The sequence below is a fragment of the Nonomuraea sp. NPDC050328 genome (assembly GCF_044459405.1).
Classification (GTDB): domain Bacteria; phylum Actinomycetota; class Actinomycetes; order Streptosporangiales; family Streptosporangiaceae; genus Nonomuraea.
Genome location: NZ_JBITIW010000003.1, coordinates 570,276 through 592,444, shown reverse-complemented (window position 1 = coordinate 592,444; position 22,169 = coordinate 570,276). Strand labels below are relative to the sequence as shown.

20 protein-coding genes are annotated in these 22,169 nt (G+C 72.4%); 9 read left to right on the top strand and 11 right to left on the bottom strand.

Annotation, left to right across the window (positions count from 1 at the left end):
• Nucleotides 1–84 precede the first annotated feature (84 nt).
• Both ACIBG7_RS14225 and ACIBG7_RS14220 read right to left on the bottom strand, forming a co-directional pair.
• Nucleotides 85–1,374 (bottom strand): glycosyltransferase family 4 protein, encoded by a 1,290-nt coding sequence (locus tag ACIBG7_RS14225; protein ID WP_357923358.1) that lies wholly within the window; start codon nt 1,372–1,374, stop codon nt 85–87.
• Between the two features lie 151 nt (nt 1,375–1,525).
• On the bottom strand, nt 1,526–4,642 hold the full coding sequence (locus tag ACIBG7_RS14220) for a S41 family peptidase (RefSeq protein ID WP_397336429.1): 3,117 nt from the start codon (nt 4,640–4,642) through the stop codon (nt 1,526–1,528).
• Nucleotides 4,643–4,981: 339 nt separating this feature from the next.
• Here ACIBG7_RS14220 and ACIBG7_RS14215 point away from each other — a divergent pair, with 339 nt between their 5' ends.
• Nucleotides 4,982–6,154 (top strand): aminotransferase class V-fold PLP-dependent enzyme, encoded by a 1,173-nt coding sequence (locus tag ACIBG7_RS14215; protein ID WP_397336428.1) that lies wholly within the window; start codon nt 4,982–4,984, stop codon nt 6,152–6,154.
• Here the strand turns inward: ACIBG7_RS14215 and ACIBG7_RS14210 are convergent.
• Entirely contained in the window at nt 6,151–7,191 is a 1,041-nt protein-coding gene (locus ACIBG7_RS14210) for an Rv2578c family radical SAM protein (RefSeq protein WP_397336427.1), read from the bottom strand. The two genes, ACIBG7_RS14215 and ACIBG7_RS14210, sit on opposite strands and share 4 nt — an antisense overlap.
• 148 nt (nt 7,192–7,339) lie before the next feature.
• On the opposite strand from ACIBG7_RS14210, the gene ACIBG7_RS14205 reads away from it, so the two are divergent.
• The 4 genes from ACIBG7_RS14205 (at nt 7,340) to ACIBG7_RS14190 (ending at nt 9,495) form a co-directional block, all read left to right on the top strand.
• Complete coding sequence (locus ACIBG7_RS14205; protein WP_357923365.1) at nt 7,340–7,606, top strand: DUF3040 domain-containing protein; 267 nt, start codon at nt 7,340–7,342, stop codon at nt 7,604–7,606.
• Nucleotides 7,607–7,616: 10 nt separating this feature from the next.
• Nucleotides 7,617–8,012 (top strand): hypothetical protein, encoded by a 396-nt coding sequence (locus ACIBG7_RS14200; protein ID WP_397336426.1) that lies wholly within the window; start codon nt 7,617–7,619, stop codon nt 8,010–8,012.
• 64 nt (nt 8,013–8,076) lie between these two features.
• Nucleotides 8,077–8,913 carry an alpha/beta fold hydrolase gene (locus tag ACIBG7_RS14195; protein ID WP_397336425.1) on the top strand — a complete coding sequence of 279 codons (837 nt, stop codon included), beginning with the start codon at nt 8,077–8,079 and terminating at the stop codon, nt 8,911–8,913.
• A 9-nt stretch (nt 8,914–8,922) separates the two neighbouring features.
• Nucleotides 8,923–9,495, top strand: a complete 573-nt coding sequence (locus ACIBG7_RS14190) for a TetR/AcrR family transcriptional regulator (RefSeq protein ID WP_397336424.1) — start codon at nt 8,923–8,925, stop codon at nt 9,493–9,495.
• A 19-nt stretch (nt 9,496–9,514) separates the two neighbouring features.
• Here the strand turns inward: ACIBG7_RS14190 and ACIBG7_RS14185 are convergent, their stop codons facing one another.
• The 7 genes from ACIBG7_RS14185 to ACIBG7_RS14155 form a co-directional block, all read right to left on the bottom strand.
• The gene (locus ACIBG7_RS14185) at nt 9,515–11,113 is read right to left on the bottom strand and encodes a penicillin-binding transpeptidase domain-containing protein (RefSeq protein WP_397336423.1); all 1,599 of its coding nucleotides are present in this window, start codon (nt 11,111–11,113) and stop codon (nt 9,515–9,517) included.
• Nucleotides 11,114–11,264: 151 nt separating this feature from the next.
• Nucleotides 11,265–11,921: a lysophospholipid acyltransferase family protein gene (locus ACIBG7_RS14180; protein ID WP_357923373.1), complete on the bottom strand. Its 657-nt coding sequence runs from the start codon at nt 11,919–11,921 to the stop codon at nt 11,265–11,267.
• A 407-nt stretch (nt 11,922–12,328) separates the two neighbouring features.
• Nucleotides 12,329–13,834, bottom strand: a complete 1,506-nt coding sequence (locus ACIBG7_RS14175; RefSeq protein WP_397336422.1) for a sigma-70 family RNA polymerase sigma factor — start codon at nt 13,832–13,834, stop codon at nt 12,329–12,331.
• Between the two features lie 18 nt (nt 13,835–13,852).
• The gene (locus tag ACIBG7_RS14170; RefSeq protein ID WP_397336421.1) at nt 13,853–14,563 is read right to left on the bottom strand and encodes a YciI family protein; all 711 of its coding nucleotides are present in this window, start codon (nt 14,561–14,563) and stop codon (nt 13,853–13,855) included.
• Nucleotides 14,560–15,411 carry a hypothetical protein gene (locus ACIBG7_RS14165; protein ID WP_397336420.1) on the bottom strand — a complete coding sequence of 284 codons (852 nt, stop codon included), beginning with the start codon at nt 15,409–15,411 and terminating at the stop codon, nt 14,560–14,562. The genes ACIBG7_RS14170 and ACIBG7_RS14165 overlap by 4 nt, the downstream gene beginning before the upstream one ends.
• A gap of 348 nt (nt 15,412–15,759) precedes the next feature.
• Nucleotides 15,760–16,506: a MerR family transcriptional regulator gene (locus ACIBG7_RS14160; protein WP_357923381.1), complete on the bottom strand. Its 747-nt coding sequence runs from the start codon at nt 16,504–16,506 to the stop codon at nt 15,760–15,762.
• Between the two features lie 150 nt (nt 16,507–16,656).
• Nucleotides 16,657–17,256, bottom strand: coding sequence for a TetR/AcrR family transcriptional regulator (locus tag ACIBG7_RS14155; protein WP_397336419.1), 600 nt, complete (start codon nt 17,254–17,256; stop codon nt 16,657–16,659).
• A gap of 66 nt (nt 17,257–17,322) precedes the next feature.
• On the opposite strand from ACIBG7_RS14155, the gene ACIBG7_RS14150 reads away from it, so the two are divergent.
• Nucleotides 17,323–18,294 (top strand): SDR family NAD(P)-dependent oxidoreductase, encoded by a 972-nt coding sequence (locus ACIBG7_RS14150; protein ID WP_397336418.1) that lies wholly within the window; start codon nt 17,323–17,325, stop codon nt 18,292–18,294.
• Between the two features lie 5 nt (nt 18,295–18,299).
• Here ACIBG7_RS14150 and ACIBG7_RS14145 read toward each other — a convergent pair whose 3' ends face one another.
• The gene (locus tag ACIBG7_RS14145) at nt 18,300–19,241 is read right to left on the bottom strand and encodes a tyrosine-type recombinase/integrase (RefSeq protein WP_357923387.1); all 942 of its coding nucleotides are present in this window, start codon (nt 19,239–19,241) and stop codon (nt 18,300–18,302) included.
• 63 nt (nt 19,242–19,304) lie between these two features.
• On the opposite strand from ACIBG7_RS14145, the gene ACIBG7_RS14140 reads away from it, so the two are divergent.
• The 3 genes from ACIBG7_RS14140 to ACIBG7_RS14130 all read left to right on the top strand — a co-directional run bounded on the left by ACIBG7_RS14140 (nt 19,305) and on the right by ACIBG7_RS14130 (nt 22,162).
• Entirely contained in the window at nt 19,305–19,997 is a 693-nt protein-coding gene (locus tag ACIBG7_RS14140; protein WP_357923389.1) for an alpha/beta hydrolase, read from the top strand.
• A gap of 146 nt (nt 19,998–20,143) precedes the next feature.
• A complete protein-coding gene (locus ACIBG7_RS14135) occupies nt 20,144–20,683 on the top strand; it encodes a hypothetical protein (protein WP_397336417.1) in 540 nt (179 codons plus the stop codon).
• A 48-nt stretch (nt 20,684–20,731) separates the two neighbouring features.
• Nucleotides 20,732–22,162 carry a wax ester/triacylglycerol synthase family O-acyltransferase gene (locus ACIBG7_RS14130; RefSeq protein WP_397336416.1) on the top strand — a complete coding sequence of 477 codons (1,431 nt, stop codon included), beginning with the start codon at nt 20,732–20,734 and terminating at the stop codon, nt 22,160–22,162.
• The last annotated feature ends 7 nt before the right edge of the window (nt 22,163–22,169 follow it).

Sequence of the window (22,169 nt, the reverse complement as noted above, 5' to 3'; positions counted from 1 at the left end):
CGCCCCGGCTCCGCCGTACCTCGCGGGTGGGCTGCCCGGGCTCCGCCGTACCTCTTTCCCAGGGGTACGGCGGAGCCGGAGGGGTCAGGGCTGGAGGTCGGGCTCGGGCTTGACGGGGCGGACGTAGGTGCCGTTGCGGCGGGCCAGGAGCTCCTCCAGCAGGGCGTCCCACTGGGTGCCGACGGCTTCGACGCTGTAGGTCTTGGCGGTGTCCAGGCCGCCGGCGGCCAGGTCGGCGCGGAGCTGGTCGTCCTCGATGACGCGGTTGATGGCGGCGGCGAGGTTGTCCTCGGTGCGCGGCTTGACCAGCAGCCCGTCGAACTCGTGGGTGATCATTTCCTTGGGGCCGTGCGGGCTGGCGAAGCTGACGACGGCCACGCCCTTGGCCATCGCCTCCAGGACGGTCATGGGGAAGCCCTCGTGGCGGGAGCTGAGGACGAAGATCGAGGCCTGTTCGAGGGCGTCGCCGACGTCGTGGGTGGGGCCCATGAGCTGGACCTTGCCGGTGAGGCCGAGTTCGGTGATCTGGTTGGCGAGGTTCTCCTCCTGGGGGCCGGCGCCGTAGATGCGCAGGGTCCAGTCGGGGTGGCGGGCGGCGACCTGGCGCCAGCAGCTGATCAGGCGGTGGAAGCCCTTGATGCGGGTGAGCCGGCCGACGGCGACGACGACCTTGGCGTCGAGTTTGGCCACGCCGCCGCCCATGGGCGGGACCGCGTTGGGGATGCGGACCAGCTTCTTGGGTTTCTTGGTGAGGGCTTCGCGGTAGTCGCGCAGGTCGGCCTTGGTGAGGGTGACCAGGGCGTCGAAGCGGCGGTAGCGCCACTTGATGAGTTCCTGGATGGGTTCGGCCTGGGTGCGGAAGGCGACGTGTTCCTGGCCGACGGTGATGACGCCGGGCGGGGCGAGCTGGGCCATGGCCAGGTTGAGGCCGGGCCGGGTGGCCATGAGCACGCCGCTTTCGAGGGAGCGGATGTAGCGGGCCAGTTGCAGGTCGGTCCAGAGGTTGAAGCGGTGGAAGGCGGTCTCTTCCTCGGGGATGAGCCGGCTGGGCCGCTTGGAGAGCTGGGCGCGCAGGCCGGTGCGTTCGACGGTGCGGTCGTCCAGGAAGCGGAACTTGACGCGCGGGTCGATGGGGAAGAACGGCTCGTCGGCCTCTTTGAGGATGGAGACGATCTCGACGTCGTGTCCGGTGGCGGCCAGGTAGCTGGCCTGGTTGAACACGGTGCGGATGGTGCCGCCCATGCCGTAGGCGTGCAGGAGCAGGAAGCGCACCTGGTGGATGGAGGGCGGTGGCGCCTTGCGCGCCCGGCGCCGGTTGAGGCCCTGGTAGAGCCGTCTGATCGCTGCCTTGCCCTTGCGTGCCACTCCGCGCACCGGTGGAGGCCCCCTTCTACACACGTGGCCGGTGGCGAGGTCGTTCCGCCACCGGCGCTGGTCGTCGTTCGTCGTTCTCGGCGGGACGGGACCGTCGTTCCCCGTGGTCCCTGCTTCCCCGCTTACGTCCTGTTAGACGCTGTAATGCCGGTCAGGGTTGCATACGGGGGCGAAACTGGCGATCAGGGGTGTGCGGGGGGCGGCTTTCGAGCTGCTCGAGGGCGAGGCGGATGGCGGTGTCGAGCTGCGGGTCGTGGCCTCGAGCGTAGTCCTGGGGGGTGATGTCGACCTCGACGTCGGGGTCGGTGCCGTAGTTCTCCACGCGCCAGCCGACGTCGTCGAAGGCGAAGGAGTATTCGGGCTGGGTGGTGAGGGTGCCGTCGGACAGGCGGTGGCGGGGCTGGATGCCGAAGACGCCGCCCCAGGTGCGTTTGCCGACCAGGGGGCCGAGGCGGAGGAGTTTGAAGGCGTGGCTGAAGACGTCGCCGTCGGAGCCGGCCCATTCGTTGGTGAGGGCGACCATGGGTCCGCGGGGGGATTCGGGCGGGTAGGGCTCGGGGTCGCCCCAGCGGGGGTAGTCGTAGCCGAGGCGGCGGCGGGCGAGTTTTTCCAGCAGGAGGCCGGAGACGTGGCCGCCGCGGTTGTAGCGCACGTCGATGACGAGGGCGGGGCGGTCGTACTCGGTGAGGAAGCCGCGGTGGAACTCGCCGAAGCCGGTGGTGGCCATGTCGGGGATGTGGACGTAGCCGACGCGGCCGCCGGAGGCCTGGTGGCAGCGGGCGCGGTTGTGGTTGACCCAGTCGCGGTAGCGGGCGGGTTGCTCGTCGGCGAGGGCTTTGACGACGGCGGTGAAGGTGGTGCCGTCGCGGGTGAGGGTGAGTTCGACTTCTTGGCCGGCCTGGTTGACCAGGCGCTGGTTGGGGGTGGCGTGTTCGCCGATGGGGGCGCCGTTGATGGCCAGGACGGTGTCGCCTGGCTGGACGACGACGCCGAGCCGGTTGAGGGGTGAGGTGGCGTCGGGGTCCCAGCGGTCGCCGGTGACGATGGCGCCGATGCGGTAGTGGCCGTCGTGGTAGTCCCAGTCGACGCCGAGCTTGCCTTGGGCGTAGTCGGGGCCGGGGCGGTATTCGCCGCCGCTTTCGTAGGCGTGGCTGGTGCCGAGTTCGCCTTGAAGTTCCCACAGCAGGTCGGAGAATTCGCCGCGGGTGGTGACGCGTTCGACGAGGGGCTGGTAGCGGGTGTAGAGGGCGTTCCAGTCGAGGCCGGCCATGTCGCCGCTCCAGAAGTGTTCCAGTTGCAGGCGCCAGGCTTCGCGGAACATCTGCCGCCATTCGGCTTCGGGGCAGAGGGAGACTTTGACGCGGTCGAGGTCGAGCCAGCCGCTGGTGCGGGAGGGCGGGTCGTCGTCGTGTTCGGGGATCTCGCCGGACTTGACCACGCGGATGCGGTCGCCGGCCAGGTAGAGGACGGTTTTGTGGTCGCGGGCCAGTTCGAAGGAGGTGACGCCTTCCGCGAAGGTCTCGCCGGAGTTCTTGTCCAGGTCGTAGAGCTGGAGGGTGGATTCCTCGCCTTCGAGGGGGCTGGACTGGATGAGGATCTTGGTGGCGGAGACGCCGGCGATGCGTTCGTAGCGGCCTTCGGGCAGGGGGAAGGCGGTGACGCGGTCGGCGAGGCCGTCGAGGTCGATGTCGAGGTCGCCGGGTTCGTCCTCGTCGTCGTCCTTGGCGTCGAGGGGGCGGGAGACGGGGACGAACGGGTCGGGGATGCCGGGGCGCAGGGCGAGGGCGTAGGGGCGGGAGCCGAGGGGGAAGCCGAGGTCGAACTGGAGGGCGTCGTAGACGGGGTCGAAGGTGCGTTTGCCGATGAAGTACAGGTAGCGGCCGCGGGGGTCGAAGGCGGGGGCGCTGTCGCGCAGGACGGGTTCGGTGGCCTGGACGGTGGTGGCGGCCGCGGTGGCGGTGGCGGGGCGGTGGAGTTTGATGGCGCTGGTCTGGGAGGTGGTGGGGGCGGCGTAGGCGAGCCAGTTGCCGTCGGGTGACCAGGCGAGGTCTTCGGGGCAGCCGTGCGGGTTGGCCTCGACGAGGGTGGATTCGGCGCGGTCGAGGTCGACCAGGTGCAGTTCGTTGCGGTGGGTGGTGACGGCGACGCGGTCGTGGGCGGGGTCGGGGGCCAGTTCGACGATGCGGCCGAGGGTGGCGATGGTGCGCTGGTGGTGGTCGTCGATGAGGACGAGGTGTTCGTCGGGGCGTTCGCCGCTGGCGGCGGCGATGAGGCGGCGGTGGTCGTTGAGCCAGGTGAGCAGGCGGTAGCGGACGCCGTCGGGCTGGCCGTGCTGCAGGACGGGGCCTTCCCAGCAGGCCAGGGTGTAGGCCTTGCCGCGGGTGGTGAGGGCGACGCCGGTGCCGTCGGGGGCCAGGGTGGCGCTGTCGAGGTAGTCGGCGGCTTCGACGAAGCGGCGGTTGCGCTGGGTGCGGGAGCTGGCCAGGCGGACCTCGACGTGGCGGGCGGGGCGGCCGGGTTCGAGCAGGTAGAGGTCGCCGCCGGCGTGGTAGACGAGGGTGCGGCCGTCGCCGGAGAGGTTGCGGGCGTAGAAGTCGTGGTGGTCGGTGAGTTTGCGCAGGTCGCTGCCGTCGGGCAGGCAGGAGTAGACGTTGCCGACGCCGTCGTGGTCGGACAGGAAGCAGATGCGTTCGCCTTGCCAGCAGGGGGAGGCGAGGTTGCCGGGCAGGGTGATGAGGCGGTGGAACTCGCCGGTGCCGGCGGTGTCGATCCACAGGTCGCCGGCGGTGCCGCCGCGGTAGCGCTTCCAGCGGGCGGGGTCGGCGGTGTTGCGGCCGAGGACGATCATGCCGTCGGGGCCGTGGGCGATGGAGGTGGCCGGGCCGTAGGGCAGGCGGTGGGGCTGGCCGCCGGGGGTGACGCGGTGCAGCCAGGTGCGGCCGTCGAAGGGCTGGCATTCGTCGCTGGCGTAGAGGATGGCGCCGTCGGGGTCCCAGCCGGTGACGGTGGAGCGGGCGCCGTGGAAGGTGAGGCGCTGGGCGGCGCCGCCGTCGGCGGGCATGGCGTAGACCTCTTCGGGGCCTTCTTCGCGGCCGGTGAAGGCGAGCTGGTCGCCTTTGGGGGAGAAGCGGGGGTAGGTGGCTTCGGCCAGGCCGGCGGTCAGGCGGAAGGCGCGTCCGCCGGTGGCGGAGACCATCCACAGGTCGTCTTCGGCGGAGAAGACGACGACGTCGCCGAGGATGGCGGGGAAGCGCAGGTAGGCGGACATGGGCTCGCTTTCGGGCTGGTACGGCTCGCGCGGTCGCCGGTGTCGCGCGCGGCGCGGCCCACGGGTGCGTGCGAGCCGTACCGGTTCGGGTGGCCGGGCGTGGTCCGGCCCCCCGGCGGCCGGATCAGGTGGCGGACGAGGTGCTACCTGTCAGGTGATATCAGGCTTCGGGCTCGCGTGCCGTCTGCTTCTTGGCGTTCTTGGCCGCCCTGGATTCCTTGATCGCGGCCTTCTTGGCCTTGCCGGACTTGGCCGCGGGTTTCTTCTTGCTGTCTGCCATGGTTTCCCCCCGTTGGCGATGAAGTGCCCCTTGTGGGGCTAGTGCGGTAAATACCCACTATGAGGATTGATGTAGACAAGGTTCGGGCCGAGACTCCCGCCTGCCGTACCGTCGTGCACCTGAACAACGCCGGCGCCGCGCTGCCGCCGCTGCCGGTGACCGAGGCGCTCACCGCGCACCTGGCGCTGGAGGCCGGGATCGGCGGTTACGAGGCCGCCGACCGGCAGGCCGGGGCGGTGGAGGGCTTCTACGACTCGGTCGCCGCGCTCGTCGGGGCCGGGCGTGAGGAGATCGCCTACGTCGAGAACGCGACCCGGGCCTGGGACCTGGCCTTCTACGGGCTGGAGTTCGGGCCGGGCGCGCGGGTGGTGACGACCAGCAGCGAGTACGCCAGCAACGGGATCGCCTTCCTGCAGCGGGGACTGGAGGTGGAGGTGCTGCCGGACGAGCCGTCCGGGGAGCTGTCGCTGGCGGCGCTGGAGGCGTCGCTGCGGCGGGGCGGGGTGGGGCTGGTGGCGATCAACTACATGCCCACGCACAACGGGCTGGTCAACCCGGCGGCCGAGGTGGGGCGGCTGACCCGCGAGCACGGGGTCCCCTACCTGCTGGACGCCTGCCAGGCGGTGGGGCAGGTGCCGGTGGACGTGGCCGAGCTGGGGTGCGACTTCCTGTCGGCGACCGGGCGCAAGTTCATGCGCGGGCCGCGCGGGACCGGGTTCCTGTACGTGCGGCGGGAGGTGCTGGGCTGGCACCGGCCGCCGTTCCTCGACCTGCTGTCGGCCGAGTGGACCTCGCCGGGCGGCTACGAGATGCGCGGTGATGCGCGGCGGTATGAGACGTGGGAGCGGTATGTCGCAGGGCAGATCGCCTTGGGGGTGGCGGCCGAGTACGCGCGGGGTCTGGGGATGGAGGCGGTCTGGGCGCGGGTGCGGGAGCTGGCCGCCGGGCTGCGGGAGCGGCTGGCGGGGATCCCCGGGGTGCAGGTGCTGGACCGTGGGGCGGTGCGGGGGGCGATCGTCTCCTTCACCGTCGCCGGGCGAGACAGCGGGGCGGTCCGGCTGGCGCTGCGGGAGCAGGGGATCAACGTCAGCGCCACCGACATCGCCCACCAGCGGCTCGACCCCTTCGCGGTGCCGTCGGCGGTGCGGGCCTCGGTGCACTACTACAACACCGAGGAGGAGCTCGACCGCCTGGCCGCCGCCCTCGGCGAGCTCGCCTCGTCCGCCCGTTAGAGCAGGGCGAGCTGTTCCGGCTCGGGGTGCCGGGCCGGGGCCGGGGCCGGGGCGGGGTGGCGGAGTCTGGGGCGGAGGCGGGGGCGGGTGCCGCCCTTGCCGATGCCGTAGCGCTCGGCCAGCTCGCGGACCTGCCCGGCGATCCGCTCCTGGTAGCCTCGCGGCGCGTAGGCTCCTCTGCCGTACAGCTCCAGGTAGCGGGGCACCAGCCGCGGGTGCGTGCGGCCCAGCCAGGTCAGGAACCACTCGCGCGCCCCCGGCCGCAGGTGCAGCACGATCGGCGTCAGGTGGGTGGCGCCGGACTCGGCGATGGCCCGCACGGTCTGGTCGAGCTGGCCGGGGGAGTCGGTGAGGTAGGGCAGGATCGGCGCCATCAGCACCCCGCAGGGGATCCCGGCCTCGTTGAGCGTACGGCAGGCCTCCAGCCGGCGGTGCGGGTGCGGGGTGCCCGGCTCGACCGCCTGCCAGGCGTCGGCGTCGACGAAGCCGACGGAGAAGGCGGTGCTGACGTCGGTGACCTCGGCCGCCCGGGTGAGCAGGTCGAGGTCGCGCAGGATGAGCGTGCCCTTGGTGAGGATGGAGAAGGGGTTGGCCGCCTCGCTCAGCGCGGTGATGATGCCGGGCATGAGGCGGTAGCGGCCTTCGGCGCGCTGGTAGCAGTCGACGTTGGTGCCCATCGCGATCGGCCGGCCGCGCCAGCGGGGCGAGGCGAGTTCGCGGCGGGTGAGCTCGGGGGCGTTGACCTTCACGATGACCTTGGAGTCGAAGTCGAGGCCGGCGTCGAGGTCGAGGTAGGTGTGGGTGTTGCGGGCGAAGCAGTAGACGCAGCGGTGGGCGCAGCCGCGGTAGGGGTTGATCGTGTGGTCGAAGGGGACGCGGCTGACGGCGGGGACCTTGTTGATGATCGAGCGCGCTCGGACCTCGTAGAAGGTCATCCCGCGGAAGGCGGGGGTGTCGAAGGTGCGCTCGACCGCGCCGAACAGCGGCGAGGCCGCCGCGTCGGTGGAGCCGTCGAGTCGCAGGTTGTCCCAGCGCATAGGCTTGATTAGAACAACTGTTCGGTCTTGATCGCAACTCGGGGGCGCGGGGAAAGCGATCGTAATTCCCAGGCCAAGGAGCGGATAACGATCTTCAAGGGTGGGCAGAACGTCGGCACAGAACGTGCGTTCCGGAGGTGCATCCATCATGGCCTGGTCGCAGGATGAGGAGCGGATGCTGGCCCAGATCGAGCAGCACCTCGTCGAGGAGGACCCGCGACTGGTCGCGCGTCTGGAGTCGTTCAACCGGCGGGCCGGCCGGGGTGAGGCCAGGTCCCGTGACGCCGCCGTGCCCCGTCGCCCGCGACGCTCCACGGTGATCATCCTGGTGAGCTGGGTGCTGATCGCCACGCTGGTGGCGACGCTGCTCATCATGGTCCTGCGCAACGACACCGCCCTCGCCCTGGCCCTGTAGGTCCGTGGCGGTGTATGTGCGGTTCCAGAGCCCGGAGCCGAACCGCCGTGGCGTCCATCCCGGCGTCTTCGGCCTGGTGAACCGGCTGGGCAAGGAGGGCAGGCTCTCCCCGCGGGAGGAGCGGTTCTGGCGGGAGGGCAACGCCTGGTACGAGGCGAACGTCACCGATCCCTCCGCCGTGGATCCCACCGTCTACGACCGGGAGCTGAATCCCGGGGCGGCGGCCTGGTTCAAGGCCTCGGCGAGCCATCTCATCGACCGGGTGGCGGGCTACCTGGAGATCCTCGACGCGCACGGCGAGAGGTGCGTCCGGGTGGAGTCGCCGGACCCCGGCAGGGTCGTCTACGAGGACGACGATCAGGTCGTCGTGGTCCAGCACGAGGACGGGCCGGCGCCCGATCGGTGACGGCGGGGTTGACGGGGGGTCGGGGGGTGGCGAGGCTGGCGCGCAGCCGAGCATGGGAGAGACGATGGAGCACGTCACATCCGCCGACGGGACGGTGCTGGCGCTGGAGCGGGCGGGGAGCGGGCCGGCGATCGTGCTGGTGTGCGGGGCGATCAGCGACCGCAGCGCCAACGCGGCGCTGGCCGGGGAGCTGGCCGGGCACTTCACCGTGTACAACTACGACCGGCGCGGGCGGGGCGGGTCGGGCAACGCCACGCCGTACCGGCTGGAGGCTCCGGCGCAGGAGGCGGGCGAGGAGGCGCTGGCGCGCGAGGCGGAGGACCTGGCGGCGGTGGTGGCCGCGGCGGGCGGACGGGCCTACGCCTACGGGATCTCCTCGGGCGGGGCGCTGGTGCTGGAGGCGGCGGCGCGCGGGGTGGAGCTGGCCGGGGTGGCGGTGTACGAGTGCCCCTACAGCCCGGGCAACGGCGAGGAGGGGCGCGCCTACTACGCCGAGCTGACCCGGCTGCTGCGCGAGGGGCGCGGCGGGGAGGCGGCGGCGCTGTTCCTGACGGTGGCCGGCACGCCGGAGGCGCAGGTCGAGCAGATGCGGCGCGAGCCGTACTGGCCGCAGGTGGAGGCGCTGGCGCCGTCGCTGCCCTACGACTCGGCGGCGCTCGGGCACGGCACGTGCGGCGGGGTGTTCCCGGTGGAGCGCATGGCCTCGCTGGCCGTACCGGCGCTGGTGCTGAGCGGCGGCGCCAGCCCGCGCTTCTTCCACGACGCGGCCCGGCTGATCACGGCGACGCTCGCCGGGGCGCGGCACGAGGTGGTGGCCGGGCAGGATCACCAGGTGCGGGCGGCGGCGCTGGCTCCGGTGCTGGTGGCCGGGCTGCTCGGCAAGACGGACCGTTCCGTATAGTTGGGCGGCATGAGTCCCAACCCCGCCCGCCGCAGCGAACGTTCGCGCACGGCGATCCTGACGGCGGCGCTCGAGCTGGTGCAGGAGATCGGGTACGCGAAGCTGACCGTGGAGGCGATCGCGGCGCGGGCGGGGGTGGGCAAGCAGACGATCTACCGGTGGTGGCCGTCGAAGGCGGCGGTGATGTTCGACGCCTTCCAGCGGCACAACGCCGCCGCCCAAGAGCAGGTGGTGCTGCCCGACACCGGGGACCTGGCCGCCGACCTGCGGCTGGTGCTGCACGAGACGGTCGCGGAGTTCAACGACCCCGCCTTCGCCTCGGCCTACCGGGCGCTCAACACCGAGGTGCAGGACGACCCGGTGCTGGCCGAGCAGTTGCTGGAGCGGCTGCTGCGCCCTGCGCTGGAGGCGGTCAAGGCGCGGCTGCGCACCGCGGGCCTGCCGGCCGGCCTCGACCTGGACGTGGCGGTCGAGGCGCTGTACGGGCCGTTCTACTACCGGTGGCTGCTGCGGACCGGCCCGCTGACCACCGGGTACGCCGACCGGCTGCTGGAGCTGTGGCTGCGCGGGGTACGCGCGTAGAGCCGGCCGGGGCGGGCGGTCACAGGCCGTTGAGGAAGCGGGCGGCGATCGGCGCGGCGACCTTGCCGCCGCCTCCGCCGCCCTCGACGATCACCGCGAAGGCGACCTCGCCCTTGAAGCCCATGAACCAGGCGTGCTGGCCGGCCACCGGGTTGCCGTACTCGGCGGTGCCGGTCTTGCCGTAGGTCCCGGCGGGCAGGCCGGCGGCCTTGGCGGTGCCCTTGGTGACCACCGCGGACATCATCTGGTGCAGCGGCTTGAGCACCTGGTCCGGCAGCGGGCGCGGCTCGGCCTTCTGTTTGCGGCCCTCGACCAGGGTGGGCGGGCGCCAGGTGCCGTCGGCGATGGCGGCGCCGACGGAGGCCATGGTGAGCGGGGTGGCGATCAGCCGGGCCTGGCCGAAGGAGGCGGCGGCCAGCTCGGAGTCGGAGGTGGCCTTCGGGAAGCTGGGCTGGCGGGCCGGCACGCCGATCTGCAGCGGCTGGTTGAAGCCGACCAGCTCGGCGGCCTGCTGGAGCTTGTCGGCGCCGAGCTGCTTCTGGGCCATGGGCGCGATCGTGGTGTTGCAGGAGTAGGCGAAGGAGTCGGAGAAGCTGAGCGAGCCGTACTCGGCGTGCTCGGAGTTGCGGATCTTGAGGCCGCCGACGTAGGCGTACTTGGGGCAGCTCACCCGGTCGGCGGGCTTGACGCCTTCGGCCAGCAGGCCGAGGGCGGTGACGGCCTTGAAGGTGGAGCCGGGGGCGTACTGGCCGTCCAGGGCGCGGTTCATGTCGCCGCGGTTGTTGACGACGGCCAGGATGCCGCCGGTGGACGGCTTGATCGCCACGATCGAGGCGGGCTTGTCGACCTCGCGCACGGCTTCGACGGCGGCGGCCTGGATCCGCGGGTCGAGCGTGGTTTCGAGGGGTTTGCCCTTCTGGCCCTTGATGGTGTGCAGGACCTTGCCGCCGAGCATGATCTGCGTGGCGGGGATGCCGGCCAGGCGCGTCTGGAAGGTGGCCTGCAGGCCGCCGCGGCCGATGGCCTGGCCGACCTTGTAGGAGGGGCCGTACTTGGCCACGTCCTCCTTGGTCGCCTTGTCCAGGAAGCCGACGAGCTGCTGGATCGAGCCGCCGGCGCCGCCGTCGTCGATGCGGTCGCCGTTGGCGTCGGTGACGGCCGCGCGGGCCGGCCAGGCGCTCTTGACGGAGAAGGCGGCGCCGGGCGTGAGCTCGGGGTGCAGGGTGGCCGGCGTCCAGTCGACCTTCCAGGCCCGTTCGTGGACTTTCAGGTTGATGGTCCCCTGGTAGGTCCACTCGCCCGCGTTGCGGAGCTTCAGGGTGGCGGTGTACGGCACGGCCGCGCTGCCGTCGCCCTCGACGGGGGCGCCGAGGGTGACCTTGGTCTGCTCGACGTCCAGGCCCTTGCGCTGCTGCTCGTAGGCGACCAGCGAGGCCGGGGCGGTGAGCTCGGCGGTCATCTTGTCGAGCTGGCCGGCCTGCCAGGCGGCGGCGAAGCGCTGGGCGGTCTCGGCGGGGGTGCCGCGGGTGTGCAGGAGGTAGTACGCGCCGCCTCCGGCTGCGGCCAGGGCGAGGACGCTCGCTCCCGAGATGATCGCGATCGTACGGCCACGCGCCACTCTGACCCCCTGCTTCGTGTCCCCTGTCGTGCCCGGTCCGGCCCCTGGTGATGCTTCCCGTAGGGGCCGGCCACCGAGCCTAGCGACGATAAGGCATGACTCATCCCTTTTTGCGGCGCTTGCTTGATCTTTTGGAGGGGGAGGCGGGGTGCTACTCGCCCGGCTGGGCCTTCACCGACGAGGCGTACTGCGGCACGTACTCCTGGCCCGACAGCTTCTGGATGGCTTCCATGATCTCGTCGGTCACCCGGCGGCGGTCGCGGGCGTTGGTGTGCTCGCCCTTGAACGTCATCGGCTCGCCGATCTTGATGCCGACGCTGACCAGCCGCGGCAGCTTCGCCCCGGCCGGAAGCGCCTGCTCGGTGCCGGACAGCGCCACCGGCAGCACCGGCGCGCCGGTCTTCAGCGCCAGCCACGCCACGCCGACCTTGCCGCGGTAGAGGCGCCCGTCCGGCGAGCGCGTGCCCTCGGGGTGGATGCCGAACAGCTGCCCGCTCTCCAGCAGCTCGGCCGCGCCGTCCAGCATGGCCTGCGCGGAGCTGGCGCTCTCGCGGTCGATCGGCAGGCTGCCGCCCAGGCGCATGAACCACTGGGAGATCGGGTTGCCGGAGAAGTACTCGTTCTTCGCCGTGAAGGTCACGTGGCGGGGCAGCAGCGCGGGGATGAGGAAGGAGTCGATGACCGACAGGTGGTTGGCGGCCAGGATTCCCGGGCCGGTGGCCGGAACGTTCGCCGCACCGGAGATGTGCGGACGCCACAGCACGTGCGCGGTGGGGGCGGCGACGAACTTGACCATCTCGTACAGCAACGCATCACTCCAGGCTCGTGGGACGGCGCACCCCACCATAAAGGCAGGGGCCCCGTCATGTGACGGGACCCCTGATGCTTTAAGGCCGCTGTGGCGGTCGCCTCCTCGGCGAGAGGCACAACACGGCTCCAGCCGAACGGTATTCCGTGAAGGCGGTAATTTGCGGCCCGGGGGACACAGACCACAGCGGCCTTACCGATGCTAACGGACATCCGGGGGTCGCTATTCCATCCGGCCCAAAGATTGCCGGCCCGTGACCGTGAACTCGCCTGGGCCGGGCCGGTGACCAGCGCCGCGACCTCGGCTGGAGCAGCCGGAGGGAGGCGTGATCTTCCCCACGCTCCCCGGGTCTGGACGGCGGGGCCGATTCGTGCGCTCCCGCCCGGGCCGGGGGCGGCTCGCTCGGCTCAGGGGGTGGACTCCTCGTCCAGGGAGCGGCGGCGGGTGATCAGGAACTCCCGCTCCTGGGCCGTCCCCACCAGGGCGATCGCCCTGCCGTACTCCGCCAGGGCCTCCTCCGTGCGGCCGAGGCGGCGCAGCAGTTCGGCCCGGGTGGCAGGCAGCAGGTGGTAGCCGGGCAGGTCCAGACCGTCGAGCAGGTCGAGCCCACGGGCGGCGCCGTGCGCCTCGGCGACGGCGACGGCCCGGTTGAGCCGCACCACCGCCGAGCCGGTGAGCGTTTCGAGCAGGCCGTACAGCTCGCAGATCTCGCGCCAGTCGGTCTCCTCGGCCGTGGCGGCGGTGGCGTGCTGGACGGCGATGGCCGCCTGGATCAGGTACGGGCCGGGCGGGCCGGGACGCAGTACCTCCAGGGCGGCGGCGATCTCGTGGTGGTGCCAGCGCGAGCGGTCCTGGTCGGCGAGGGTGACCAGCGTGCCGTCCGGCTGCACGCGGGCGTCGCGGCGGGCGTGGTGGAGCATCATCAGGGCCTGCAACGCCCGCGCCTCGCTGTCGCCGGGCAGGAGGCCGACGAGCAGGGAGGCCAGCGCGATGGCCTCGCCGGCGAGCTCGTGCGAGATGACCCGCTCGCCCTCGGTCGCGGCGTAGCCCTCGGTGAAGATCAGGTAGATGACCGCCAGCACGCCGTCCCGCCGCCGCGTCAGCTCCTCGCCGTCGGGGACGCGGTAGGGGATTCCGGCCTGGCTGATCTTCTTCTTGGCGCGGGTGAGCCTGGCCGCCATGGTGGCCTCGCTGACCAGGAACAGCCTGGCGATCTGCCGGGTGGTCAGGCCGCCCACGCAGCGCAGCGTGAGCGCCACGCGGGCCTCCATGGACAGGGCCGGGTGGCAGCAGGTGAAGATCAACCGCAGCCGGTCGTCGGGGACCTCGTGGTGGTCGGGCTCGTCCACGATCAGCAGCGGGAGCTTCCTGGCCGCCACCGCGGTACGGCGCAGCCGATCCACCGCCCGGCGGCGGGCGGTGGTCAGCAGCCAGGCCGGCGGGTTGGCCGGCACGGGTGGCCAGGCGGTGACGGCGGCGGTGTAGGCCTCCTGCAGGGCCTCCTCGGCGAGGTCGAGGTCGCGCAGCTCGGAGGTCAGCATGGCCAGCAGCCGGGCCCAGTGCTCCCGATACGCCCGCTCGACCGCCGCCCCGGCCCCGGCATCGACCTCGCCGGAGGTGGCGGGGTCGCCGGAGGTGGCGGGGGTGGCGGGGGTGGCGGCGTTGCCCGGGACGGCGGGGTCGCGGGGGTGGCGGGGATCTCCGAGGTCACCGGGCTCCCCAAGGTCGCGAGGATCTCCGGAATCGTCGAGATCCCCGAGGTCACCGGGCTCCCCAAGGCCCCGGGGGTCGCCGGAATCGTCGAGATCCCCGAGGACGACGGGTTCCGCGGGGTCGCGGAGGGAGCCGGGATCGCGGGGGGCGACGGGATCGCGGGGATCTCCGGCCCTCCTGGCCTCCACCGGGCGGTGCACTTCTTCCTCCACCCTGGGCTACCCGCTGTACTCCACCACAGGGCGGACCTCGACGACCGGCTCCGGGAGGGCCTTGGCCAGTTCGATCGCCTCGTCCAGGTCCTTGGCGACGATCTCGTAGTAGCCGCCCAGGTGCTCGACGGTCTCCGCGAACGGCCCGTGCGTGATCAGGACCCCCTCACCCGGCTTCCGGACGATGGCCGCGGTGTCGAGCCCCTGCAGGGCGACGGTGTCGAGGAAGGCGCCACGGGCAAGGAGCAGCTCGATGTAGGCGTAGTGCTCCTGGGCGGAGGCGGCGGCCTGCTCGGGGGTGGCCTCCTGGCCGCCCGGGCCGTAGACCAGCAGCGTGTAGCGCACCCCCGGCGGCGCTTCGGCCGGGGCCAGGTGGTCCAGGCCGTAGTCGTGGACGGCCCGCAGGAACACCTCCCCCGGCTGGGCCTTGGCGAACTCGACCGCCTGGGCCTGGTCGGCGGCCTCGACGACCATGTAGCCGCTGATCTGCTCGACGGTCTCGGCGAAGGGCCCGTCGGTGATCAGGACCTGGCCGTCCTGCTTGCGGATGGTGGTGGCGGTGGCCGAGGCGGCCAGCTCGTTGCCGCCCCGGCGGGCGCCGTGCTCGGTGAGCAGGGACTCGTAGGCGCCCCACTGGGCGTAGACGGCCTCACGTTCGGCGGCTCCGGCGTCGGCCCAGGGCTTCTCGTCGCCGTAGACGAACAGCACGTACTTCATGGTGTTACCTCCTTGCCCCCATGACGCGCGGCCGGCTCCGGAATCGACAGCGCCCGGACGAATTCTCGCGGATCGTCGGCGTACAGGCGGATCACGCTGGCGGTGCCGGTGCGGCCCAGGGGCCTGACGACGGTGACCGGCTCGCTCAGGTGCACGGTGACGTTGGTCTGGGAGGAGACGATCACGTCGAGGCGGTCGTCGGCCAGCCGGATGAGGCCGCCGTCGTGGATCTTGGCGCCGATGCGGGCGCTGACGACCAGGCCGAGGGGGACGCTCAGGTCGAAGGCGGCGCTGTAGCGGATGCGCAGCACGCCGGCGCCGACGACGTGCGTGCGGACGTGGCCGGCGGCGATCACGCCGAGGACCAGGACGATCGAGTAGACGTGCAGGATGAGCATGATCTTGTGCAGCACGGGCCAGGGGATGATCAGGTAGAAGGCGAAGCCTTCGAGGGTCATCGCGAACAGCCACATCATCAGGGTGGTGGACTGGCCGCGGAAGTAGCCGAAGCCTCGCCGGCCGGGGCCGATGCCGTGCTTGCGGCGGGCGATCCAGTAGCCCAGGCTCGTCAGGCACTTGAGCTCGTGGGCGATCAGCAGGCGGACCTTGGCGGGTACGGCCTGCCGTACCGCTTCGGAGAGGGCGGCCCGGCGGGCGGCGCCCCTGCGGCGGGCGGCGCGGTAGAGGCCGGTCAGGACGGCGGCCTCGAAGAGGACGACGGCCAGCGCCAGGAGCTCGGCGGCCAGGATGACCGGGAGGGGGACGCGGACTCCGGCGAGCACGATGGTCACCAGGGCCAGCTCGAAGGGGATCAGGGTGTAGGCGGCCAGGCGGGCCAGGCGGATCATGGTGGGCCTCTCTCGGCGGGCGCGGGGCGGGCGGGCATGACGGCATCGGCCCGGGGCGGCGGGCCTGGCTGAGGTGACGGGTCGATGGCGGCTCGGGGCGGGCCGGGATCGGGCGGGGCGGCGTAGGGCGGATGCTCGGGACGGGCCATACGGGACCTCGATTCGCAAGCAGACAGGTCAAGCAGACAGGTCAAGCAGGCAGGTCAAGCAGGCAGGTTAAGAAAGCGGATCCAGCAAGCGGATCCAGCAAGCGGCCCCAGCAAGCGGCCCCAGCAAGCGGCCCCAGCAAGCGGCCCCAGGAGACGGGTCCAGGAGACGGGTCCAGGAGTCGGTCATCGAGGGTCTCGGCTATTCGGGGCCTCGTTCGCGCAGGAGGGTGAAGGCGTGGCGGATGACGGCGGCCTGGGCCTCGGTGAGGTCGTCGAGGAAGGCCTGCCCGAACGGGCTGCGCAGGACGTCGCCGTCGGTCGGGCCGATGCCGGGCGGGAACAGCTCCAGCAGGCGTTCGGCCAGCTCGGGGATGGCCGGGTCGGCGGGGTCGGTGAGCGCGTCCATCCGGCTGTAGAGGTCGTTGACCCTGGCTATCACCGCGTGGTCGAGCGCCATCGGGCTGAGCACCGCCATGAGCTCGATCTTGACGTCGACCGGCGCGGCGGTGTCGAGGACGGCGAGCCAGTCGCGCTCCTTGGCCAGCAGGCCGCCCTTGGGCGGGTTGGGCAGGGCGGTGAACAGAGAGGCCATCACCGGCGAGATGGGCTCGTCGGCGCTCAGGTAGTCGCGGGAGAGCAGTTCGGCGAGGTGGGCGCGGCGTTCCTTGAGCTCGTCCTCCTGGCGGGCGAGGTCGGCGTCGAGCTCGGCGAGGACCTCGCGCAGTTCGCGGCCGTAGTCGTCGGCCAGGACGTCACGGACCTCCTCCAGGGACAGGCCGAGCTCCGACAGGCGGCGGATGCGGGCGAGTTCGACCGCGTCGCGCAGCGTGTAGTGCCGGTAGCCGTTGGCCCGGCGCTCGGGCTCGGGCAGGAGGCCGAGGTGGTGGTAGTGGCGCACGGCCCGGGTGGTGACCCCGGCGAGTGCGGCCAGTTCGCCGATCCGCATACCTCCATGAAAAACGTTGACGTCGCGTCAAGGTCAAGCCGGGGGCCCAGCGGCCCCAAAGTCGGCCGGGCCCGCGTGACCTCCAAAGACTCGGCCGGGGGCCCGCGCGGCCTGGAAAAGTCGGCTGGGGCCCACACGGTCCCCGACGGGTCAGGTGACGGATCGGGCCACCAGGGCCGTGGCCTGCCGCATGGCGTCGCGCACCTCGTCGGGTCCGTCGCCGCGGCGCAGCGCGGTCAGCGCGGCGGCGCCGACCGCGCCGACCATCGCGCCGACCAGGGCGGAGGCGGTGATCGCGTCGAGCCGGCCGGGGAAGGCCCGCAGCAGGGCCTGGGCCAGGTCGGCCTGCGCGGTGAGGTAGCGCTGCAGCAGCCGGGCCTGCAACGCCGGCACCGAGGCCGCCAGCCGGGCGCGCAGGGCGGCGAGCCCGGTGGGCAGGTCGCTGTCCCAGGCGTGGGCGATCATCTGGTCCATCGCCCGCACCAGCACGCCGGCCAGCGGCTCGGCGGGGTCACGCTCGGCGATCGCCCGCAGGGCCAGGTCGACGCGCAGGTCGGCGTCGGCCAGCAGCACGTCCTCCTTGGCCGGGAAGTGCAGGAAGAAGGTGCGAGGCGAGACCTCGGCGGCGTCGGCGATCTCGGCCACCGTCACCTGGTCGTAGCCCTGGTCCTCGAACAGCCGCACCGCCGCCTCGATGAGCGCCTGCCGGGTGCGCTGCTTCTTGCGCTCGCGTAGTCCGTGCTTCTCCACATCACTCAGTTTAGTGCAGTCTATGAATCAATGCATAGACTGCAGTGAGTGGAAGGGAGCACCATCATGGGAAGTCTGGACGGACGGGTCGTCCTCATCACCGGAGCGGGGCGCGGCATCGGGCGGGAGGAGGCGTTGTTCTTCGCCGCCGAGGGGGCCAAGGTCGTGGTCAACGATCCGGGCGTCGCGGTTGACGGCTCGGGCGGCGACGCCGGGGTGGCCGCGAAGGTCGTCGAGGAGATCACAGCCCGCGGCGGGCAGGCGGTGGCCAGCACCGGCAGCGTCGCCGACTGGGACGAAGCCCGCCGCATGGTGGAGACGGCCCTGGAGACCTTCGGCGACCTGCACGCCGTGGTCAACAACGCGGCCATCGAACGCAACCGTGGCCTGAGCGACCTGCCGGAGGCGGACTTCGACGACGTCGTGGCGGTCAAGCTGAAGGGCACCTTCGCGGTGACGCGCTGGGCGGCCCGCCACTGGCGCGAGCAGTACGAGGCGGGGGTCCGCACCGACCGCGCGGTGGTGAACACCTCCTCCGGCTCCGGGCTGCTCAACCCGCTGCCCGCCCAGGCCGCCTACGCGGCCGGCAACGCCGGGGTCGCGGCGCTGACCACGGTGGCCGCCCTGGAGCTCGGCCGGTACGGCGTGCGCGTCAACTGCCTGTCGCCCTCGATGGCCCGCACCCGCCTCACCCTCGCCGTGCCCGGCATGAGCGAGGAGCCGCCCGCGGGCCGGTTCGACCCGCTGCACCCGGCCGCGTGCGCGCCGGTCGCCGCCTACCTGGCGAGCCCGGCCTGCCCGCTCACCGGCCAGGTGCTGTCGGTGCGTGGCGGCACGGTCGCGCTCAACCGCGGCTGGTCCCTCGGTGATCACATGCACAAGGACGGGCTGTGGAGCGTGGAGGAGCTGGCCGAGAAGGTGCGGGAGCTGCCGGCCGACGACCCGTTCGACAAGCTGGCCCAGGCGTTGAGCGGCGCGCTCGGCTCCGTCGGGCGGGCCCGGCTGCAGGAGATGATCAACTCCCTGCTGGACGCCTGAGGCGGTCAGCCGCGCAGCGGGCGGGCCTCGGGGAGCTTGATGCGGTCGACGGCCTCGCGGCGGGTGCGTTCGGGGCGGCGGTCGTAGCGGGCGGTGGTGGCCGGGGAGGAGTGACCGACCAGGGCCTGGGCGGTCGCCAGGTCCACGCCGGCGTCCAGGAGCTCGCCGATGAAGGTGCGGCGGAAGTCGTGCGCGGTACGGCGGGGCGCCCCGGCCTCGCCCAGGCGCCGGGCCAGGATGTCGGCGATGCCCTGCCCGCTGAGCGGCCGCGGCCGCAGGCCCCCGGACTTGGTGAACGGCGAGAACAGGGGACCGGGCGCGTCGCCGCGCACCGCGAGCCAGCGTTCGAGCAGCGCGATGGCCTCGGTGGTGAGGTAGGCCAGGCGCTGCTTGTCGCGCTTGCCGAGCACGCGCAGGCTGCGCGAGGCCGGGTCGTAGTCGGCCAGCGTCAGCCCGGCCACCTCCGAGCGGCGGCAGCCGGTGGAGTAGAGCAGGGCGATGAGCGCGGCGTCCCGCACGCCGGCGGGGGTGGCGTCGCAGCTCGCCAGGGCGGCGCCGACCACTTCGGGCGGCACGTGGTGGCCGGTGGGCAGGCGGCTCTGCCGTACCGGGGACAGGTCCGAGGCGCGGGCGTAGTCCTCGGCGGTGAGCTGGCCCAGGCGCCAGGCCTCCTTCAGGACGCGGCGCAGCGCGACCAGGTGCTTGTTGACGTAGGCGGCCGACCAGCCCTGCTCGGTGAGGATCGTGCGGATGCGGACGGTGTGCTCGTAGCGCAGGCGGTGCCAGGGCAGTCCGGCGCCGGAGACGGTGTCGTCGCCGGTCAGGATGCGGGCCAGGCGGTCGAGGCAGCCGCGCATGGTGCGGCGGGATTCGGGGCTGGTGAGCGAGTCCAGGTAGACGTGGTAGGGGTCACGGACCGGTTCGGCGGGCAGGACGGGCAGGCTCACCCTGCCGATCATGCCAGAATGCCGCTAGGTTATACGTATCAGCATCCAGTGAGGAGCCCCCCGATGAAGCTGAACCTGCACGAGCGTGGCGAAGGCGACCGGCTCGCCCTGCTCATCCACGGCGGCATGAGCGACCACCGCACCTGGCACGCGGTGACCGACGAGCTGGTCGCGCGCGGCTACCGCGTGATCGCGCCCGACCTGCGCGGGCACGGGCTGAGCCCGCGCGGCGAGTACGCGCCCGGCCTGCTCGGCGACGACCTGGCCGAGAACCTGCCCGCCGGGGCGGACGTGGCGATCGGGCACTCGCTGGGCGGGCTGTCGCTCGCGCTGGCCGTCGAGCGGTTGCGGCCCCAGCGGGCGATCTACTCCGATCCCGGGTTCAAGCTGGGCAACGTGCCGGCCGGCGCGACGGAGTACATGCGGCAGATGGTGCTCACCGCCACCGCCGCGTCGGTACGGCAGATGAACCCGCGCTGGTCGGAGGCGGACGTCGAGGCGGAACTGGCCGGGTTCGCCCTGTTCGACGTGGACTTCCTCGCCACCGTGCGGGCCTCGGCGGATGCCGACCACACGCCGCCGCCGGTGGTGCCGTCGCTGGTGCAACTGGCCGACCCCAGCTTCACCGTGACCCCCGAGGACGCCGAGCGGCTGCGCGCGGCCGGGTTCGAGGTGCGCACGGTCAAGGGCGCCGGGCACTGCATCCACCGCGACGACCTGCCCGCCTTCCTGGCCTCGCTGGAGGGCTGGATCTGACCCCGCGCGGCTCGGCCGCGAGCGCGCGACACGTGCACCCGAGCCACAAGCGGGCGCGCCACAAGAGCGCGGCAGCCGAGCCACGACGGGTGCGCCACAAGAGCGTTGCAGCCGAGCCACAAGCGGCCCGCCCTAGCCTCCAGAGCATGCTGACCACTCTGACCGTGACCGCCTCCCTCCTGCTCACCGGCGCCCCCGCGCACGGCACGGCGACCAAGCCGCTGACCTTCCGCGGCATGACGCTGCAGATCCCCAAGACCTGGAAGGTCGCCAAGGACGTCTGGGGCCTGCACGTCAGGACCGGCCGCTGCGACCGGCGCGCGGCCGAGTGCCGCGGCTTCCACCTGGTCGGGCCGGAAGGCATCTCCTACGGGCGGCACGGCAACCCCTACCGCCCCGACGCGCAGTACCACCCGGGCAACGGGCTGTCGGCCTGCCTGCCCGACAAGCGGTACGTGGAGGACTTCCCGGGCAAGCTGCTGGAGAGCGGGCTGCGCCCGGCCGGCGCGGGACGCAAGGCCGCCTACAGCGTGTGGCGCGTCGGCTGCACGACGCAGACGGGCAAGTGGACGAGCCTGTCCTTCCAGGAGCGGGTCTGGTACCTGCCCACGTCGAAGATCCTCGTCTTCGACCAGTGGAGCACCGCCGGCCTCGGCTCGATCGTCGGCCGGGCGAGCTGGAGCTGAGCCGCGGGGCCCCTTGAAGTGCCCGGGGAAGTCTGGTTGGTTCGTGACATGGCGCAGCTGACGGCTCTGGACGCGCAGTTCCTCCACTTCGAGACCGCCACCAACCACGCCAACATCGCGGGGCTGGCCATCCTCGACGGCGACGTCAACCGCAGCGACCTGCAGGATCTGCTCCAGCAACGCCTGCCGTACGTTCCGGCCCTGCGGCGCAAGCTGGCGCCGGTGCCGCTCGGGCTGGACCACCCGTACTGGGTGCGGGAGGACGACCTCGACCTCGACTACCACGTGCGCGAGATCGGGCTGCCGCCGCGCGGGGACGACCGCCAGCTCGCCGAGCAGGTCTCGCGGCTGCACGCGCGGCGGCTGGACCGCAGCCGGCCGCTGTGGGAGATCTACCTGATCCACGGCCTGTCCGGCGGGCGGATGGGGCTGTACACGAAGATCCATCACGCGGCCGTGGACGGGATCGGCGGGGCCGACGTGCTGGCCGCGTTGCTCGACCTGACGCCCGAGCCGGCGCCTCCGCCTGCCGTACCGCCGGAGGAGGACGAGGAGCCGCCGACGCCGCTGGCGATGGTGGGGCACGCGCTGACCAGGCTGGCGGCCAACCCGGCGCAGGCGGTGCGGTTCGCCGCCGCGGCGGTGCCGCACCTGGACGAGATCCCGGTGGTCTCCTGGCTGCCCGGGGCGGGGCTGGTGTCGCGGCTGGCGCGGCGCGCGGCCGGGGCCGGGCAGGCCCCGCGCCTGCCGCAACTGCCCGCGCCGCGCACGCCGTTCAGCGGCCCGCTGTCGGCGCACCGCCGCTTCGCCTTCGTCAGCCTGCCGTTGGAGGAGGTCAAGGAGGTACGGCGGGCCTTCGGGGTGACCGTCAACGACGTGGTGATGGCCGTGTGCGCCGGGGCGTTACGGCGCTGGCTGGAGGCGCACGGCGGGGTGCCGGACCGGCCGCTGGTGGCCGGGGTGCCGTTCTCGCTGCGTGAGGCGGGGAGGAGCGAGCCGGGCAACCAGGTGACCATCATGACCGCCCCGCTGGCGGTGCACCTGGAGGACCCGGTGGAGCGGCTGCGGCACGTGCAGCAGGCGATGCGGCGGATCAAGGACCGGTTCTCGCTGGCGCCGGCGCGCTGGCTGCGGGAGTTCTCCGAGTCGATGCCGGCGGCGTTGATGGGGCTGGCGGCGCGCTCGGCGTTCGGGCTGGTGGGGCAGACGATGCCGCCGATCAACGTGGCGATCTCCAACGTGCCGGGCCCGCAGTTCCCGCTGTACGTGTGCGGGGCGCGGCTGCTGACCCACTACCCGGTCTCGGTGATCACCGACGTGAGCGGCGGGGTCAACATCACCGCCTTCTCCTACAACGGCTCCGTCGACGTCGGCGTGGTCACCGACCGGCGCATGGTGCCCGACCCGTGGGAGCTCACCCACGACCTGCGCAAATCCCTCGACGAATTGCGGAACGAAGCTTGCCGCGATACTCCGTAGCGTTGGG